The organism is Paenibacillus caseinilyticus (assembly GCF_027533645.1).
In the GTDB taxonomy this organism is placed as follows: Bacteria; Bacillota; Bacilli; order Paenibacillales; family NBRC-103111; genus Paenibacillus_G; species Paenibacillus_G caseinilyticus.
Genome location: NZ_JAQAGY010000002.1, coordinates 223485 through 239619, shown reverse-complemented (window position 1 = coordinate 239619; position 16135 = coordinate 223485). Strand labels below are relative to the sequence as shown.

The 16135-nt window shown below is 51.9% G+C and carries 10 protein-coding genes and 1 pseudogene; 2 read left to right on the top strand and 9 right to left on the bottom strand.

The window, feature by feature from the left end:
• Positions 1–10: 10 nt before the first annotated feature.
• From O9H32_RS03845 to O9H32_RS03835, 4 genes and pseudogenes are all read right to left on the bottom strand, one after another.
• Complete coding sequence (locus O9H32_RS03845; RefSeq protein ID WP_269864504.1) at positions 11–5989, bottom strand: RCC1 domain-containing protein; 5979 nt, start codon at positions 5987–5989, stop codon at positions 11–13.
• Positions 5990–6582: 593 nt separating this feature from the next.
• Positions 6583–6715: pseudogene (locus O9H32_RS32855) on the bottom strand (transposase); the annotation flags it as partial.
• 110 nt (positions 6716–6825) lie between these two features.
• Positions 6826–7833: a DUF3231 family protein gene (locus tag O9H32_RS03840; RefSeq protein WP_269864503.1), complete on the bottom strand. Its 1008-nt coding sequence runs from the start codon at positions 7831–7833 to the stop codon at positions 6826–6828.
• Positions 7834–7988: 155 nt separating this feature from the next.
• A complete protein-coding gene (locus O9H32_RS03835; RefSeq protein WP_269864501.1) occupies positions 7989–8174 on the bottom strand; it encodes a hypothetical protein in 186 nt (61 codons plus the stop codon).
• Positions 8175–8446: 272 nt separating this feature from the next.
• Here O9H32_RS03835 and uraA point away from each other — a divergent pair, with 272 nt between their 5' ends.
• Positions 8447–9718 (top strand): uracil permease, encoded by a 1272-nt coding sequence (uraA, locus tag O9H32_RS03830; RefSeq protein ID WP_269864500.1) that lies wholly within the window; start codon positions 8447–8449, stop codon positions 9716–9718.
• Between the two features lie 90 nt (positions 9719–9808).
• On the opposite strand, the gene O9H32_RS03825 is transcribed toward uraA, so the two are convergent.
• The gene (locus O9H32_RS03825) at positions 9809–10312 is read right to left on the bottom strand and encodes a CBO0543 family protein (protein ID WP_269864498.1); all 504 of its coding nucleotides are present in this window, start codon (positions 10310–10312) and stop codon (positions 9809–9811) included.
• Positions 10313–10517: 205 nt separating this feature from the next.
• Between O9H32_RS03825 and O9H32_RS03820 the strand changes: the two genes are divergently transcribed.
• Positions 10518–11528: a DUF3231 family protein gene (locus O9H32_RS03820; protein WP_269864497.1), complete on the top strand. Its 1011-nt coding sequence runs from the start codon at positions 10518–10520 to the stop codon at positions 11526–11528.
• Positions 11529–11752: 224 nt separating this feature from the next.
• On the opposite strand, the gene O9H32_RS03815 is transcribed toward O9H32_RS03820, so the two are convergent.
• The 4 genes from O9H32_RS03815 to O9H32_RS03800 all read right to left on the bottom strand — a co-directional run bounded on the left by O9H32_RS03815 (position 11753) and on the right by O9H32_RS03800 (position 16125).
• A complete protein-coding gene (locus tag O9H32_RS03815; RefSeq protein WP_269864496.1) occupies positions 11753–12874 on the bottom strand; it encodes a Gfo/Idh/MocA family protein in 1122 nt (373 codons plus the stop codon).
• A 206-nt stretch (positions 12875–13080) separates the two neighbouring features.
• Positions 13081–13896 (bottom strand): dienelactone hydrolase family protein, encoded by an 816-nt coding sequence (locus tag O9H32_RS03810; RefSeq protein WP_269864494.1) that lies wholly within the window; start codon positions 13894–13896, stop codon positions 13081–13083.
• A 330-nt stretch (positions 13897–14226) separates the two neighbouring features.
• Positions 14227–14469 carry an HPr family phosphocarrier protein gene (locus O9H32_RS03805; RefSeq protein WP_269864492.1) on the bottom strand — a complete coding sequence of 81 codons (243 nt, stop codon included), beginning with the start codon at positions 14467–14469 and terminating at the stop codon, positions 14227–14229.
• A gap of 129 nt (positions 14470–14598) precedes the next feature.
• Positions 14599–16125, bottom strand: a complete 1527-nt coding sequence (locus O9H32_RS03800) for a tripartite tricarboxylate transporter permease (protein ID WP_269864490.1) — start codon at positions 16123–16125, stop codon at positions 14599–14601.
• Between the last annotated feature and the right edge of the window lie 10 nt (positions 16126–16135).

Genomic DNA, 16135 nt, shown 5'->3' with positions numbered 1-16135 from the left:
CGCTGTCTCCTTAGTTGACTTCCTCTTTTTTGGTAATCACGGTATAAGTAATCGGGGATCCGCCAGAAACTTTGGCTTTGAATTGAATGCTGTTAATGACACCGGTCCACGATTCGCCAACCGTCACTGCTTTATCGGAGACGAAGGTAATCTTGCCCGGCGTAAATTCAACAATACGGATATCCGTACCTTCAATTTTCCCGGTCGTGAGTTCCTTCTGTGCCGTTAGTCTGGATAGATCCACAACATCCACAGCGTTCGGATCATAGGTAACCGTCAAGAGATACTGGCTAAAATCAACCACATCTGCTGCGGTCAGCCCTAGATCGACCGTCTTTCCTTTCGATAAGCGGGCAGATATCGTGTTATTTTTAATCAAGCCGCTCCAGTCGCTGATTCCGATTTTGTTGCGTGTCTGAAGACGATACTGGTATTCCTTGCCCGGAATCAATCTGCGGTGCTGATATTGCGTCTTCGTTCCTACGTCAATCGAAGTACCGTCGACTTCAATGTTGTAACCTGTCGCGCCAGGCTCAGCCGCCCAGGCAACATTAACCACACTACCCGACGAAGTAATATGGATGCCTTTGGGCCATTCCGGTGTACCCGGCAGAGTCGTCACCGTGATAACAGGACTCCAATCGCCCTCAATAGCTACATTCTTAGCCCGGACACGGTAGGTATGAGTAGATACAGGGTCCAGCAGAATATCGGTATATTGAGTACCCTCGTAGCTCTCCACGACCACCAGCCCATCCAGCTCTACTTCGTAGGCGTCCGCATCTCCAACAGCATCCCAGGTAATGGTTACAATATCTTTTCCTGCAATCGCATCTACCTTAGTAGGCATACCAGGTTTTACAGGCAGGGTGGATACGGACAGCGGCTCGCTCCATCCGCTGAACCCTTTCTGGTTCTTCGCTCTAATCTTGAAGGTGTGCATAGTTTCGGGAGTTAACCCCGACTTGGTGTACGTAGTATGGTTACCTGCATCCAACAATTCTTCATCAATCATAATTTCATAACCCGAAGCATCGGTAACAGCATCCCAATCCACTTTGACCGAATTTACATCTTCCTCGCTCACGAGGTTGACTGGCGTATCCAAGAGGTTGGTGCTTATAGTGAGTAAGCCGCTCCATCCGCTTGCTCCCGCGGCATTCGTTGACCGCACCCGGAAGGTATGCGTGGACGTCGGCTCGAGCCCGCTTACCTCAACGAACGTACTGGCCCCATTGTCGGTAACCGTTCCGTCCGATTCCACCTCATAGCCTTGAGCATCCAATACGGTATCCCAGGAGAGCGTAATCTTGGAATTGGTCGTAGACGTCCTTATGGCCGTGTTGAAGTCGGGAGCCGTCATCGAGGTGAGAATATCCTTCACAGGCCCCCAGCTGCTGGTACCGCTAGCGGTAATACTTCTGATCCGGTAGGTGTGTCTGGTCCCCGGGATCAGCTTGTTGTGCTCGTAGGAGGTGACTACTCCTAGTCTTTTCACTTCTCCATTCACTTCCAACTCATAGGCCAAGGCATCTGCAACGGGTGCCCAGGCTACAAGTGTCGCCGTACTCGATGCGGTGACGATGAGTTCCGGTGAAGTGCTCACGAACGTCTCCAAAGTTTGTCCATCTACCTTGTCGCTCCACTCGCTAACTTGGTCATTCCGAACTGCTCTTACCCTATACGAATGATTCTCACTGGCAGACAAGTTAGCATGGACATAGCTCAGTACGGCGGAATCGACTTGAATGGAATCCGTCTGCTCATCGATCTGGACTTGATAAGCTGTAGCCCCCTGTACAGGCTCCCAGCTCAAAGCAATTTGATTTTCAGTCGCACTGGTGCGAATTCCAGCCGGAATGCTTAGCTTCGTAGTCAGCGTCGTGAAGCTTCCTGTCAAGACACTCTCAGTCTCTTCGCCGATATCGTTCCTTGCTTTGACTTGGAACGCATAACTAGCTCCTGATGTTAGACCGCTTACTTTCATTGACTTACTTTGCAGCGTAATCCAATCTGGAGAAGTACCTAGAGTACTGTCGGACGAAATATATAACCCTCCAGACATGAACTGATACTGGGTTCCTTCCGGATTGTTATCCTGCACCACAATGTTCGCGGTGGTTTCTGTGATCTGCTCTGCACTAACAACAGGCTTTTGGGCCTTCGTATAGACTTCTTTCTCCCAACTGGCTGTTTGGCCATTGCCGTCCTTACTTTCGAACTTAATTGGATATTTGGTATTGGGTGTTAGACTCGATACCGTATAATCCTCATCAGAGGAATTTACAGTTCCCAGTAGCTTAAGCTGACTATTTGATGAATCACGATAAAGGATAAGAAAATCCCTATTATTATTCTCCACCTTTGAATATTGAGCTGAAGAAGTATTGGTCACACTAGTCAGATTCTTGATTTGGCCCCAACCGTCTTTAGTCCTGATAAGCTGCTTCATATTGTTCCCAAGATTAAACCATACACTGAGATTTCCACTGCGATCTGAAGAGATTACGGGACTGCCATAGCTTGAAGTATTCCCGCTCGTTAATTTAGTAGGAGTCTCCCATTTGAGACCATCAGTAGATTTGCTGTAGCGAATATTGTAAGCGGAAGTGTCCACGCTATCTGTAGCAGACCATACCACATGAATTACGTTATCTTCATCAATTACAATATCTGAAAAATAAAAGAAGGAGGTACTAGAAGGAACAATAGTACTAGCAGCTGTCCAACCAGCTGGCCCCATAACATAACTTAACATGCTGTAATATGTTGGGTTTGAATTGGTAGTGGCTACTTTTACAGTAATAATTGGTACACCGCTTGACGTAGTAGCAATTGCAGGAGAATAACTACTAGAACCTGCAGCAACTTGGGTGACTGGAAGCCAAAGCGCTCCATCATCACTCTTACTATAGCGTAGTAAAGAGCTACTTGATCCAGCAGTCCAAACTACATGGAATATCCCAGAGTTATCCGTAACAATTTTTATGTTTGATATATTCGTTTGATTTGTATCGATAGCATTTGGCGAAATTACAATATCAGCATCAGTTTGTTCCAATGCATCAAAGGTGAAACTGTCTAAACTCGCGCCAGAATTTGTAGCAATAACCCCTATCACTTTCGTACCCTTACTTGTAATATAAGCATTTGAGGTATAGCCAGTCCCATTTAGTGAAGTTAATTGGACCCAAGTTGCCCCACTATCTTTAGAAATATTAAATACGATTTTATTAGTTGAACTATATAGGGAAGTTACAAACCACCCATTTGAGAGACGCGCAATGTTGGCCAAACCGGATGCTGTTGTAATTGTCGAATTAACTGATTTTAAAGATTGTATCCATCCGCTGGCGTTATCACCCACTGTATATTGATTTGAAGAAGTGAGCTCGTTGGGATCCCTTTCAACACTTTGAATATTCGTGAATTTTACTTCTGTATCAGTAGTTAAGACCGATGTGTTGTTCACTTGAGGGGGGGCATTTAACAAGAATGCTCCATATTCGGTAGATCGATACACTCCGCTACTTATTTCGTATCTTATTGTGTGAGAACCATTAGAGAACTTTGATAAATCTAATGGGGCAAAACCTATGGTTTGTCGTACTTGATTAATCATTTGTGTTATGGTTTGCCTTGGCGTTTTCTCTGAGTCTACAAAGTATTTTACAAGTACTGAACTGTTCAGAGGAGCGCCCTTGGCAACCAAAGTAGGCACTATCGTCGCTCCCGTAATATAAGAAGGAGATAGAAATGGGAGAAAGATAGGTTGAGAACTCGAAGCCGTAGAATTATTTCCAAGATTGGAATAGTTATTATTTCCCCAACCACGAATCCTACCGTCCTTTAATTTGGCGAACATAGTGGACGTGCCTGCATAAATTTTCTCTATATTGTTTAGGTCTGTCATTACAGGACTCGTGCGTGTAATGGTATCACCCAAGCCTAGTTGTCCTAAAGCATTGTTTCCCCAACCTTTGACTGTCCCGTTGGTTAAGATGGCGAATACACTAAACCCTCCTGCAGAGATATCGCTCACCTGTGTCAAACCGCTAACGAGCGTTGGTACAGTTTTGATAATGGTATTACCCAAACCTAATTCTCCATTTGAGTTGGAACCCCAAGCATAGACGGTTTCATCGTTCATTAATAAAAATGAGGAATTCGAAGCAGCGGCCGCTTTACTAATTCCACCCTTTATATTAGTTAGAGTCGTAGGTGCTTTCCTAATCGTCGTATCATTTAAGCCTAACTGTCCTGAACTATTGAGTCCCCAAACTTTAACAGAACCGTCGGTAAGCAACGCAATCACATGGTTGTCACCTGCAATAATAGAGCTTACACCTGTGAGTCCCGGTATGAGTGTCGGGATATTTCGATTGGTCGTATCACCCAGCCCTAACTGTCCAGACCCGTTATTCCCCCATGCCTTGACTGTACCATCATGTAACAAAGCCAGCGAAAAGGTTGTACCTCCTCCAACTTCCTTCACATTGGTAAGATCAGGTATTTCTGTTGGAACGTTCCTGGCTACCAGATCCTTTAGTCCCAATTGCCCGGAACTATTAAGTCCCCAAGCTCGTACGGTGCCATCCTTCATCACAGCTAGTGTGTGACTCCCTTTGGCGTAAACCTGCTGTGCCCCACTTAATCCTGGAACAATGGTAGGAATAGAACGGTTAACATTATCGCCCAGTCCCAATTCTCCCGAACTATTGAGTCCCCACGCACTGACCAAAGCCCCATCAGGCGACATCATTAGAGAATGATTAGTACCCGTTGAAATGATATTGTTAGAAGTATTGAGATAATCCATAGCAAAAGATCCGTAGATGAACAAATTACGAGCAGTAATCGTCGGATTTGGCCGAGCAGTATTATCACTTGTGCCTAATTCATAATTTGTGTTGTTGCCCCAGCCCTTGATAGAGCCATCCTTAAAAACAGCAAACGAATGCAAACTGCCCATAACAATACTGCTTACATCTGATATGCCAGCAATTGCAACAGGCGAATTACCTCCGAATGATTGCACGGTACCATCTAACATTAATGCTAATGACGTAGTATCTCCTGCTGCAATTTGTTTGACGGCACTTAATTTAGGATAGGGATAAGTAACATGATACTTCGTGCTTGTATTACCACAACAAGTATACGTAATGTTATATCCCCATGCTGACACAGTACTGTCGGTTTTTAAGGCAAGAGAATGATTAGACCCGGCGGCAATAAACTTTACGCCTGTTAATTCTTCAATAGTTGATGGTTTGGACAGATCCGTATTGCTATTCTTCATGCCTAGCTGACCATAGTTATTTCTGCCCCAGGACTTTACTGTCCCATCTTTCAAGAGCGCCAGCGAGTGACTTCCCCCTGCTGCCACTTGAATGATATTATTCAATCCAGTAATTATTGTAGGAACGGAACGGTTGACAGTGTCGCTCAATCCCAACTGGCCGTATGTATTGGTACCCCATGCTTTTACCGTACCGTCCTTCAATAAGGCCATGCTGAATCCGGTTCCTACCGCTACCTGAATTACATCTGTAAGATTAGGAATAAGTATTGGCGTGAGCCTGTTCGCCGTATCACCTAATCCCAATTGGCCTGCGTCATTGTTCCCCCAAGCCAGTACCGTACCATCCTTCTGGAGAAGCAGGACATGAGAAGAAAGGTTGGCAGCAATCTGAGTTACATTAGCAGCCGATAAGGAAGGAATGGTTGTTGGCTCTGTACGAGGCATGGTATCACCCAGGCCTAATTGCCCAGATGCATTGGTTCCCCATGATTTCACAGAACCGTCCTGAGCCGCTATCACACTAAACCCGTTACCCGCGCTAAATAGATTTGTTGCTTCACCTACATCACTGATAACTGAAGAAGCAGCTTCTGCAACGGAAGCACTCGTAGGGATAATGGTCAAAGTCTGTAGCAACAAAACGCAAGGAATTAACATCAAACTGATTGACTTTCTGAACATCATATAAAGAATACTTCCCTTCTACATTTGCATTTCTTCATACATATTTACCGGCTTGCAAATCAGGTAAGAGTTCCTATTCCCCTGTCTCATTATCGCTTGCTCGTTGAGTATATACTACATAGTACCTAGGACTATAAACCTAGTCAAAAGGGAAATAGCGGGATTGAATGAATGCATCGACATCAGATATCAATGACTCCTCAATCAAAATTTTAAAGCGGTTACATAAAATTGAAACGTTATAAATTTGCCTGTTCCTTTTAAACTTCCTTTTCTTCCTATATATTTGCCGCTTGCGATTTTTCTAGAAATAATTTACTCAATTTTCGCACCACAAGTATCCAACAAAACCTTAAGACTGTAAGGTTTAACGCCCAAAAATTCATGTATTGACAAAAAACACCCTTTTTTTGTTATCATCGGGGCGTCGAAAACCGCGTGGATATTGGTAGTCAATCCGCCCCGAGATCGCTCAATAGCTTGCTTAACCCCCATTGCATCCGTTCCATGCTATGGCCCCGGGACAATGGTAGCGGCAATCATGACACTTTCAAAGTCAGGTTCAATGGAAATATGCTCTAAAATCCGATCCCAAATGCCCGACGACTTTCCAGCGGCGGAACCGGCTGTAGACGGTCACCAGGAACCGTAGTATCCAGGTAAATCACGCCATGCTGCACCTGTCCGCACCAGCCACAGCATGGCGTTCAGCACCTGGCGATGCTCGTTTGGTGGTCTGCATCCTTGTGGTTTTGTTTCCGGTGGCAGCACCAATAAAACAGCGGCAGCCTATCGGGTCTGTTCCCATGGCTGCCGCTTCGTTTTCCAACAAATTCCTATATATTAGCCAATTCCCTTCGATTAGGTGCATGAGGGGGTTCCTCTAGCCATTCACGTTCAATTAACAGGTCCGTTAAGTCCTTTCCATACTGCATAATCTCGGGTATCAGTTTGGTGTACTCAGCAGCCAAATCGAGGCGCGTAGTCATAGATAAGGCACTGCCCATATAGGTGAGTGCAGTCGAATTGAGCATGTTGACTAGGTTAAGGATCATTTTATCGGAGAATGGGGATTCCTTTGAAGCAGTGACCTCCGTATTCACCATGATCGTCCCAAGAAGGTCATCTTTTGTGAGCTTATCATTGATGAACTTGATTTGCTTCCGTGACATCTCTTTTCCCCGTAGTAAAAGGCTCTTTATTTTCTCATCCTTAACTACTTGAAGGAATGCTGTCAGCATGATCAGCCCGAAATAATTACGCTCGATGTTGAAAAACATCTCGGACATCTCCAGGACATTCAAAGATCGATGCGGTCCAAACCACCGGGACAGAATGTTTTCTTTTCTATCGACAAAGGAAACGTGATCGGGATAAGGGATTAGTGGGGGGCGGTCATAGAGACCTTTGGATAGCATGATATCCACGGATCTGCTATACAGATCGGTTGTAGATTGTAAAGTCTGCGAGAAGAATTCCCGCACATCTTGGCGGGCGACGTTGGCCATGTTCATTGCATGTTTTGCTAAACTAAGCCGACTCATGGCATACACATAACTGAGAGGAAATAGGTCAAAAAACAAGGGACGAACGGCTGTATTGAGGTCGGCTCCCGAGAATCCTTGCGGAACGGGGAACTTTTCCTTTTCAAAAATGTGCTGGATGGTTTTCAAATGCGTTTGGGATATAGACAGAGAATGTTCGATAAGGGGCTTGACCTCTTCATCTTCTATTATGCTAAGAAAATATGTAGAGAACTGGACAGAAATACTATCGCTTATGTATGTCGACCATAGAGCAGCTATTTCGGTTGCTGACAACCCGATTACATGTGTACCCGGCATGGTGATCCTCCTACCATTTGTAATTTATCAACTAAAGTGTATCCTTTGTGAATTGGAGTTATGCAATTCCAACCATACCTGATCGTTTTGTATCTGCAATTAATTCCGGAACTTTGCTTGGGTGAACATTGCGTAAAGAATTGCCGAATGTATGCTTAAAAACCAGCGCTTCCCTCCTTTTTGAAATCAACCATATAATTGCCAATATAATGCAATACACCCTGCTGTCCTTGCTTTATTCTTGAAGTCTGCCAAAAAAATATAACTTGATATCGCTCTACTGCCCCTGCTTCCGTAGTAACGGTAACAAAATCCGAAGTCATGTTCTGACCCGAAGCCATTCTCCACTTCTCCGATTCAAGGGCGATTATTGTACACCACTTCATCTGACTATTTCTGTTAATCCAACGCCTGGTTATGATTATGAATATAGTAATCAATACAATAGGACCTAAGATAGCAATGAATAGATCTGAAATCATTACACCTCATCACCTTAAAATCCAAAATGGCCTCCCCCAAATTCACCCTTGTCCCGCATCCGCAACAATTGTACAATCAGTAGGATTCAATCGCTTCTCTTACACTATCGTAAAGTCAGGTGATCCTACACATGTCCCAGCAAGCCATTCAAATTGAAGAAAGACCGCCGCTGTCGAAGAGCATCCCGCTCTCCCTCCAGCATCTATTCGCGATGTTCGGGGCGAACGTGCTCGTCCCGGTGCTGTTCCACGTGAACCCTGCGACGATCCTGCTCATGAACGGGATCGGCACGCTGCTCTATCTGCTGATCTGCCGGGGGCGCATACCGGCCTACCTGGGATCAAGCTTCGCCTTCCTCTCGCCGGTGTTCGTCGTGCTCACCGCGCAGTCGTATGCCCATGCGCTCGGCGGCTTCATCGTGGCCGGGGTGATCTTCCTGCTCGTCGGCCTGCTCGTGAAGGTCGTCGGCAGCGGCTGGATCGACGTCGTCTTCCCTCCGGCCGCCATGGGCGCGATCGTCGCGGTCATCGGGCTGGAGCTCGTGCCTACCGCGGCCGAGATGGCCGGATTCATCAAGCCGGCTGCGGTCGTGGCGGCAGACTGGTCTCCCGACACCCGGACGGTGGGCGTCTCGGCGGCTACGCTGCTCATCACCATTCTCGGGACGGTCATGTTCCGCGGCTTCATGAAGATCATTCCGATCCTCTTCGGGGTCACGGCCGGCTATCTCATCGCAGCCCTCTACGGTCTGGTTGACTGGAGCAAGGTCGCTTCAGCCCCTTGGTTCGCGCTGCCCGACTTCTACGCGCCGCAGTTCAGCTGGACGGCGATCGCCGTCATCGCTCCGGCCGCGCTCGTCGTCATCGCCGAGCACATCGGCCATCTCGTCGTGACGGAGAACATCGTCGGCCGCAAGCTCTCGCAGGACCCCGGGCTGCACCGCTCGCTGATCGGCAACGGCGTCTCCACGATCCTCTCGGGTTTCGCCGGCTCCACGCCGAATACCACCTACGGAGAGAACATTGGCGTCATGGCGATCACCCGGGTGTACTCGACTTACGTCATCGGCGGCGCAGCCGTCTTCTCGATCCTGCTCTCCTTCTCGGGGAAGCTGGCGGCCCTGATCTCTACCATCCCGTCCTCGGTGATGGGCGGCGTCTCTCTCCTGCTTTTCGGAGTCATCGCCGCCTCGGGGATCCGGATCCTTGTCGACGGAAGAGTCGATTACAGCAAGCCGGTCAATCTCATCCTGACGACGGTCGTGCTCGTCATCGGGATCAGCGGAGCCTCCTTCACTTGGAAGGCCTTGACTCTCAAGGGGATGGCGCTGGCTACCGTCGTAGCGATCGTGCTCAGCCTCTTCTTCCGCGGGGCGGAGAAGGCGAAGCTGCTCAACGAATAACGGTACGAAGTAAGGCGGGGCAGCCCCCCCGCCTTTTTGGGCTGAATTGCAAATCAAGAGGTACTCGCAGAACCGTACACACCCCTGCCTTTATTCCTCGGCGCCTTGCGTGGAAGAACTCCCCTCGGCTCCACGCTTCCCGTAGAACCACAAATAAAACGATCTCGATAGAAAGAACGTAGCCGTAAGTGTAATCCAACTCCAATACCAAGTCCAGTGGGTGTACTCGATCAATTCCGTATACTTCTCGATCACCACTTCCACCAAGGTCATTCCCGTAGGGAAGCCCAGTATCCATCCCGCCCGTACCCACCGTTTCCGCTTTATGGGAAACCGGAGGTTATAAATAACGCAGATCGCCGGATAAATGAAGAACTCGAAGGAGAAGCTGGTGGAATTCGCCACCGCGAACTCCCGTACCGGATACTCAATGAGATGGTACTCCACAATGAGCAGACCCAGCACCCAAGTAATCGATTGTTTGAAAGTATATACGGTAGTCGCTTCCCTCGCTCTTCTCTTGGGAATCAAGAGGAGCAGCGCGGCCAGCGTAATGGAATCCACGAGAATAAGAATGATCTGTTCTTTGGTCATAGGTCCCCCGCTTGTTGGCTTTGTCTTACCGATACGTCACGCGGCCGAATTTCTTATATTTTTTTCCTTTCGCTTGCTTCTTATCCACAGACTGCGAACACACGCTCAGCTGCCGGGGCCTCCGCTATTCGTATGAGAAGATCTTCCACGGGTTACACTACACCCAATCTGGACTTTCCATTCGCTCAGGAGAGGAGGCTCCCCCATGCAGACAGCCAAACATAGTCCGCTCTCGTCCACCGAGCTGGGCACCTTGTGGATGACGTATCAGACCAAGACGATGATGGTGCAGGTATATTCCCACTTCCTCGAACACGCGGAGGAGGGCGATCCGGCCGAAATCATGAAATATGAAAAGAACAAAGCCGCAGAAACGGCAGCACTCATCAAGGGCATATTCCAGGAGGCCGGTGCGGTGATCCCCCAGGGCTTCACAGACCAGGACGTCATGCAGGCGACGCCGCGCCTGTTCGACCCGGTGTTCGAGGTCATGTACCTGCGCATGATGTCCAAAGTATTCACGGGATTGTACGCTCTCTATAACAGCATGTCCTACCGTTCCGACATCCGTCAGCTGTTCCGGCGGCTGACTATGGAGTCCCAGGAAATCTATGACCGGACCACAGAGTATCTGCTCGAACAGGGCACACTGGTTCACCCGCCCGATGTCAGCATGCCCCGGGAGGTGGAGTTTGTCCGGGACCGCAGCTATATGAGGGGCATCAACCCCTTCGGCGAGAAACGGGCGCTGAACACGATAGAAGTAGGTCATCTGTACCAGGCGATCGAGACGAATATCTGCGGCATGCAGCTCATGACGGGCTTCGCGCAGAGCGCGGCCGAGCCGGAAGTCCGGATGTATTTTACCAAGGGCAAGAACCTTGCCAGGAAAATTGTACACGAGCTGAGCGGCGTGCTCTCCAAAAGCGATGTACAGACACCCGCCCCATGGGCGGGCAAAGCGACGGAATCCACCGTCTCGCCGTTCTCCGATAAGCTTATGATGTACAACACTTCACTGCTGTCGAACTTCGGCCTCGGCAGCAATGCCCTCGGGAGTGCCTTCAGCCTGCGCAGCGACCTGCCCGCCCGGATGTCTTCCCTCGCCAAGGATATCTTCAGCTTTGCCGTGGAAGGCGGCAGGCTGATGATCAAGAACAACTGGATGGAAGAGCCGCCCCAGATGGAGGACCGCAAGCAGCTGACCCGGCTCTAAACCTGTAGTCCGCACCGATGCCGTTCGAACGCCCGAGGAGTCCGAAGGACCGGGGACTGCTTTCACCGGGGCGTCGTACAGCACCCTTGGGAGCCACGGCCAGCTCCCCTTCGCCTTCACGCCAAAAAGCAGCCTAGGCGGCACCACCGGAATATCGGCGGTACCTCTGGCTGCTTTTTGGCGTGCGGGGTATGGCTGCAGGGCAGGCATGCGACAGGCGTCCCTCACACGAGAACTTCGACCCACCGCCTCTCGCGGTGGCTCTGCAGAATCGCTTCGATGAGCTTCATGCTGCGGTGGCCGTCGGAGAGCGTCGCGAAGAGATGGTTGCGGCGCTTCGGCAGACCGTCCTTTTTCTCCCGTACGGCTTCATAGAAGTCATGGAAGAGATTGCGCAGGGCATCCGGCCAGCCCTCCTGGTGGCCGCCCGGGTAATGCGAGAAGGAAGCCGCCCGCGCGGACAGCAGGTTCGGGTCCTTCATCAAGTTCTGGTTCGGCTCGTCCCTGCGGCCGATCCACAGCTCGTTGGGCTTCTCCTGGTTCCAGGCCAGCGAGGCCGACTTGGCGCTGATCTCGAAGCGCAGCTTGTTCTTGCGCCCAGCGCTCACCTGGGACACCGCGAACATACCTTGCGTACCGTTCTCGAAGTGCACGAGCACCGAGCCGAAGTCCTCGGTGAGCACCTCGACTTCCTTGAATTCCGTGTCCGTGCGCACGGGATGGATTGTTTTGAGATCGGCGAACACTTCGGTAATCGGGCTGCCAAGCACGAACTGCACGAGGTCGCACCAGTGGGACCCGATGTCGGCCACCGCCCGGGAGGCGCCCCCGCGCTCCGGATCCAGCCTCCAGTTCATATCGGTATCGAAGAGCAGCCAATCCTGAAGATATTCGCCGACCACCATGTGCGGACGGCCGTACTTCTGCTCCGCCATCCACTTGCGCGCCTCGGAGATCAGCGGATAATGGCGGTAGTTGAAGCAGACGCCAGCCACCAGATTACGCTCCTGCTCCAGCCGGCAGAGAACGCCGGACTCCTCGCTGTTCAGCGCAAGCGGCTTCTCCGAGAGCAGATGCTTGCCCTCTTCCAGGATGCTCCGGTTCAGCGGGTAATGCATATCGTTCGGCGTACAATTATGCACGACATCGATATCCGGATCGCGGATGAGATCCTCCGCCCGCTCATAAGCCTTCGTGACGACCAGACGCTCCGCGAATTCCAGCGCTTTGCTGCTGTCGGTGCCCGCCACGGCAACTACCTCGATCCCCGGCAGCCTGCGAAGCATATCCACATGAGCCTGGGCCGAGAATCCCGTTCCGATAATTCCTACTTTGATGCTCCCCATGACCTCCGCCTCCTCTATTCGTATGTGCCAGGCCAGACTGCATGCAGCACTTTATCTAGTAATTAAAGCCTGGGAGGCCTTTTTGAAACGAGAGAGACTCAGCGGACACAAAAAGAGCCCTCTGCCAAGTTGCCCGGCAGGGGCTCGTCCTCCGGTATCCCAGGAGAAAGAGGACTTACAGCATCTTAGCATCCCTTATCTTACCTTCAGCGCAGTACGTCGCCCAAGAACGTGAGCGTTCTGGCGAAGGCGTCCCGGGCGGAATCGACATGGTAAGTCGGACGGGTATCATTGAAGAACGCATGCGGAGCCTGGGGATAGATGTGATACTCGAACGGCTTGCCCTCCCGCTCGAGCTCTTCCGCGAAAGCCGACACGGCCTCCGTGATGCGCGGATCGAGCTCCCCGTAGAAGCCGAGCAGCGGAGCGCCGATGGAGGGGATGAGCTCCTTCTGCGGCGGATTGCCGTAGAAGATGACCGCTCCGCGCAGCTGCGGATCTCGGGCGGCCAGCGTCCCCGACAGCAGCCCGCCGAGGCAGAAGCCTACCGAGGCGACGCCCTGCCCCTTCGTCGGCGGATAAGCCTCCCGCAGGAAGTCCGCGGCCGCTGCTACCTGCTCGGTGAACTGCGGTATCCGCGTGCCCGCGCTGAAGATGAGCTCGAGCGATGCGGTGAGCTTCTCCTGCTCATCCTCCGGCAGCTTCGATAGCGCCGACTGCCGCTCTTCCGGGCTGCGCCATACGTTTGGCGGGACCGTATTGAGGAACTGCTTGGCCGCCTCCACGCGTTCGAAGGACAGCGCCTCCGGCTTCCCTCCATCCGCCGTGAAGAGATCCGGGGCAAAAGCGGCATAGCCGGCCTGCGCCAAGCGTCGCGTCACCTCCTGGATATGTTCGTCCACGCCCCAGATCTCCTGGATGACAATGACCGCAGGCAGCCCCTGAGATACCGCCGGCCGCGCGGCATACCCCTGCCACTGCTCCCGGTCTCCGTACTTGATCCATTCGGTAACGATACCCATCGTCTTCTCCTCTCTGTTCCGGGCCCCGCGAAGCCGCCCGGCCGACACCAACGATAATATCCAACCTTTTTACTTGGTAATATACAAAATGTAGCACGACTCGGGCTGCGGGGTCAAGACGGCGGTCCCCCGCTGAGTTCGCGCTCAGGTCAGACGGCGGTACGGGTCATCGCGGAAGTGTCAGTGGACCGTCCCCACCTGCAAGCCGCGCATAGCAAAAAGGCCGGCCAAGGAGTACATTCCCGCACTCCCCGGACAGCCTTCCATAATCCATAGATTCACCTTAGTACCTTCTGCGTCTGCTGCTCTGCGCTGCTTCTGCAACTCTTCTTACAGCACATCGAGCTGCAGTCCGTGCTTCTCGAAGACGGCGGCCATGGCCTTCTTTGCTTCCTCCTCGTCTGGGCCGTACACTTCCAGCTTGTAGTTCTGGTTGCCGAACAAGGTGAAGCTGAGCCCCAGAATACTCTTGGCATCGATACTCCGGTTCTCCACCCGAATGACGATGCTGGATGTAAACTGGCTGGCCGTCTGGTTGATCTCCACGATCGCCCTCGGTTCGATTCCGCCCACCTGCCATCCCTCCCTTCTCATCTATTCACTCTTATGGGCCGCTCTTGCTTCTTATGCTATCTTCTTATGCTTCCTTCTCATGCCACCTTCTCATGCCACCTTCTCATGCCGCTTTCCGGACGACCAGCGTCATCCTTCTTCGTTCACGATCACATTCTTGCCCCTGAGCTTCAAGACCAGCGGGATCGCGATCCACAGGAGACCGATGATCAGGAAGACGAGCGAGATCGGCTTCTGGAGGAAAATCATGAAATCGCCGTTCGAGATCGTAAGCGCACGCCGCATGTTGTTCTCCATCATCGGACCGAGGATCAGTCCTAGCACCAGCGGTGCCAGCGGAAAATCGTTCTTCGAGAGATAATACCCGAGCAGGCCGCAGACCATGACGAGCATGAGATCGAAGATCGAATACTGGACCGCATACACCCCGAAGACCGAGAACACGATGATGAGCGGAATCAGATACTTCGTCGGCGTTTCGATGACCTTGGCGAACACCTTCACCATCGGCATGTTGAGGATGATGAGCATAAGGTTGCCTACGAACATGGAGGCGATGACGCCCCAGGCCAGCTGCGGGTGGTCCTGGAACAGGAGCGGACCCGGCTGCACGTTGTACATGATGAAGGCGCCCATCATGATCGCCGTCGTCCCGGACGACGGGATCCCGAGGGTCAGCAGCGGGATCATCGCGCTGCCCGCGGCGGCATTGTTGGCCGACTCCGGGGCGGCGACGCCTTCGATGGCGCCCTTGCCGAACTTAGACGGGTTCTTGCTGAGCTTCTTCTCCATAATATACGCGAAGAAAGAGGCGAGAATGGCGCCGGCCCCCGGCAGAAGCCCGACCGCGAATCCAAGAATAGAGCCCCGGGCGATCGGCGCCGCGCTGTCCTTCAGATCCTGCTTCGTCGGCAGGATCCCGCTGATCTTGGCGATCTCCCCTTCGTTGCCTTCGCGGTGGAGGATCGTCTTGAACACTTCCCCTACCGCGAAGAGCCCTACGGCTACGGTGAGGAACTCGAAGCCCTGATACAGCTCAGGCACGTCGAAGGTAAAGCGGGCGACGCCCGATACATTATCGATCCCCACGGTCGCCAGGAGCAGGCCCAGGGCGGTCATCATGAGCGCCTTCGTCATCGACTTGCCCGCCAGTCCGCTGATCGCCAGAAGCCCGAGCACCATCAGGGAGAAATATTCCGCCGGGCCGAACTTGATGGCGATCGCCGACAGGGGATTCGCCAGGAAGATCAGGCCGATCAGAGCGACGATCCCCGCCGCGAACGAACCGATGGCCGCGATAGACAGCGCCGCGCCCGCTCTTCCCTGCTTTGCCATCTGGTAGCCATCCAGCGTCGTGACCACCGAGGAAGATTCGCCCGGGGTATTGAGCAGGATCGAGGTCGTGGATCCTCCGTACATCGCCCCGTAATAGACGCCGGCGAGCAGAATGATGGAGGAAGTCGCCGCTTCCTCCGGACCGAGACCCGATGTGAGCGACGCCGTGATCGGTATGAGCAGCGCCACGCCGCTCATCGGGCCGATGCCGGGCAGTACGCCTACGACCGTTCCGATCAGGACGCCGAAGAAGACGAAGAGAAGATTATGCCACTGCATGGCCGTGGCCAGCCCATGGCCGAGATATTCAATCGTGCTCATTAGAACTTCC

Bases quoted from the DNA above. Each gene is read 5' to 3' on its own strand.
- O9H32_RS03845 (WP_269864504.1), bottom strand. From the start codon at position 5,989: ATGATGTTCAGAAAGTCAATCAGTTTGATGTTAATTCCTTGCGTTTTG.
- O9H32_RS03840 (WP_269864503.1), bottom strand. From the start codon at position 7,833: ATGCCGGGTACACATGTAATCGGGTTGTCAGCAACCGAAATAGCTGCT.
- O9H32_RS03835 (WP_269864501.1), bottom strand. From the start codon at position 8,174: ATGGCTTCGGGTCAGAACATGACTTCGGATTTTGTTACCGTTACTACG.
- uraA (WP_269864500.1), top strand. From the start codon at position 8,447: ATGTCCCAGCAAGCCATTCAAATTGAAGAAAGACCGCCGCTGTCGAAG.
- O9H32_RS03825 (WP_269864498.1), bottom strand. From the start codon at position 10,312: ATGACCAAAGAACAGATCATTCTTATTCTCGTGGATTCCATTACGCTG.
- O9H32_RS03820 (WP_269864497.1), top strand. From the start codon at position 10,518: ATGCAGACAGCCAAACATAGTCCGCTCTCGTCCACCGAGCTGGGCACC.
- O9H32_RS03815 (WP_269864496.1), bottom strand. From the start codon at position 12,874: ATGGGGAGCATCAAAGTAGGAATTATCGGAACGGGATTCTCGGCCCAG.
- O9H32_RS03810 (WP_269864494.1), bottom strand. From the start codon at position 13,896: ATGGGTATCGTTACCGAATGGATCAAGTACGGAGACCGGGAGCAGTGG.
- O9H32_RS03800 (WP_269864490.1), bottom strand. From the start codon at position 16,125: ATGAGCACGATTGAATATCTCGGCCATGGGCTGGCCACGGCCATGCAG.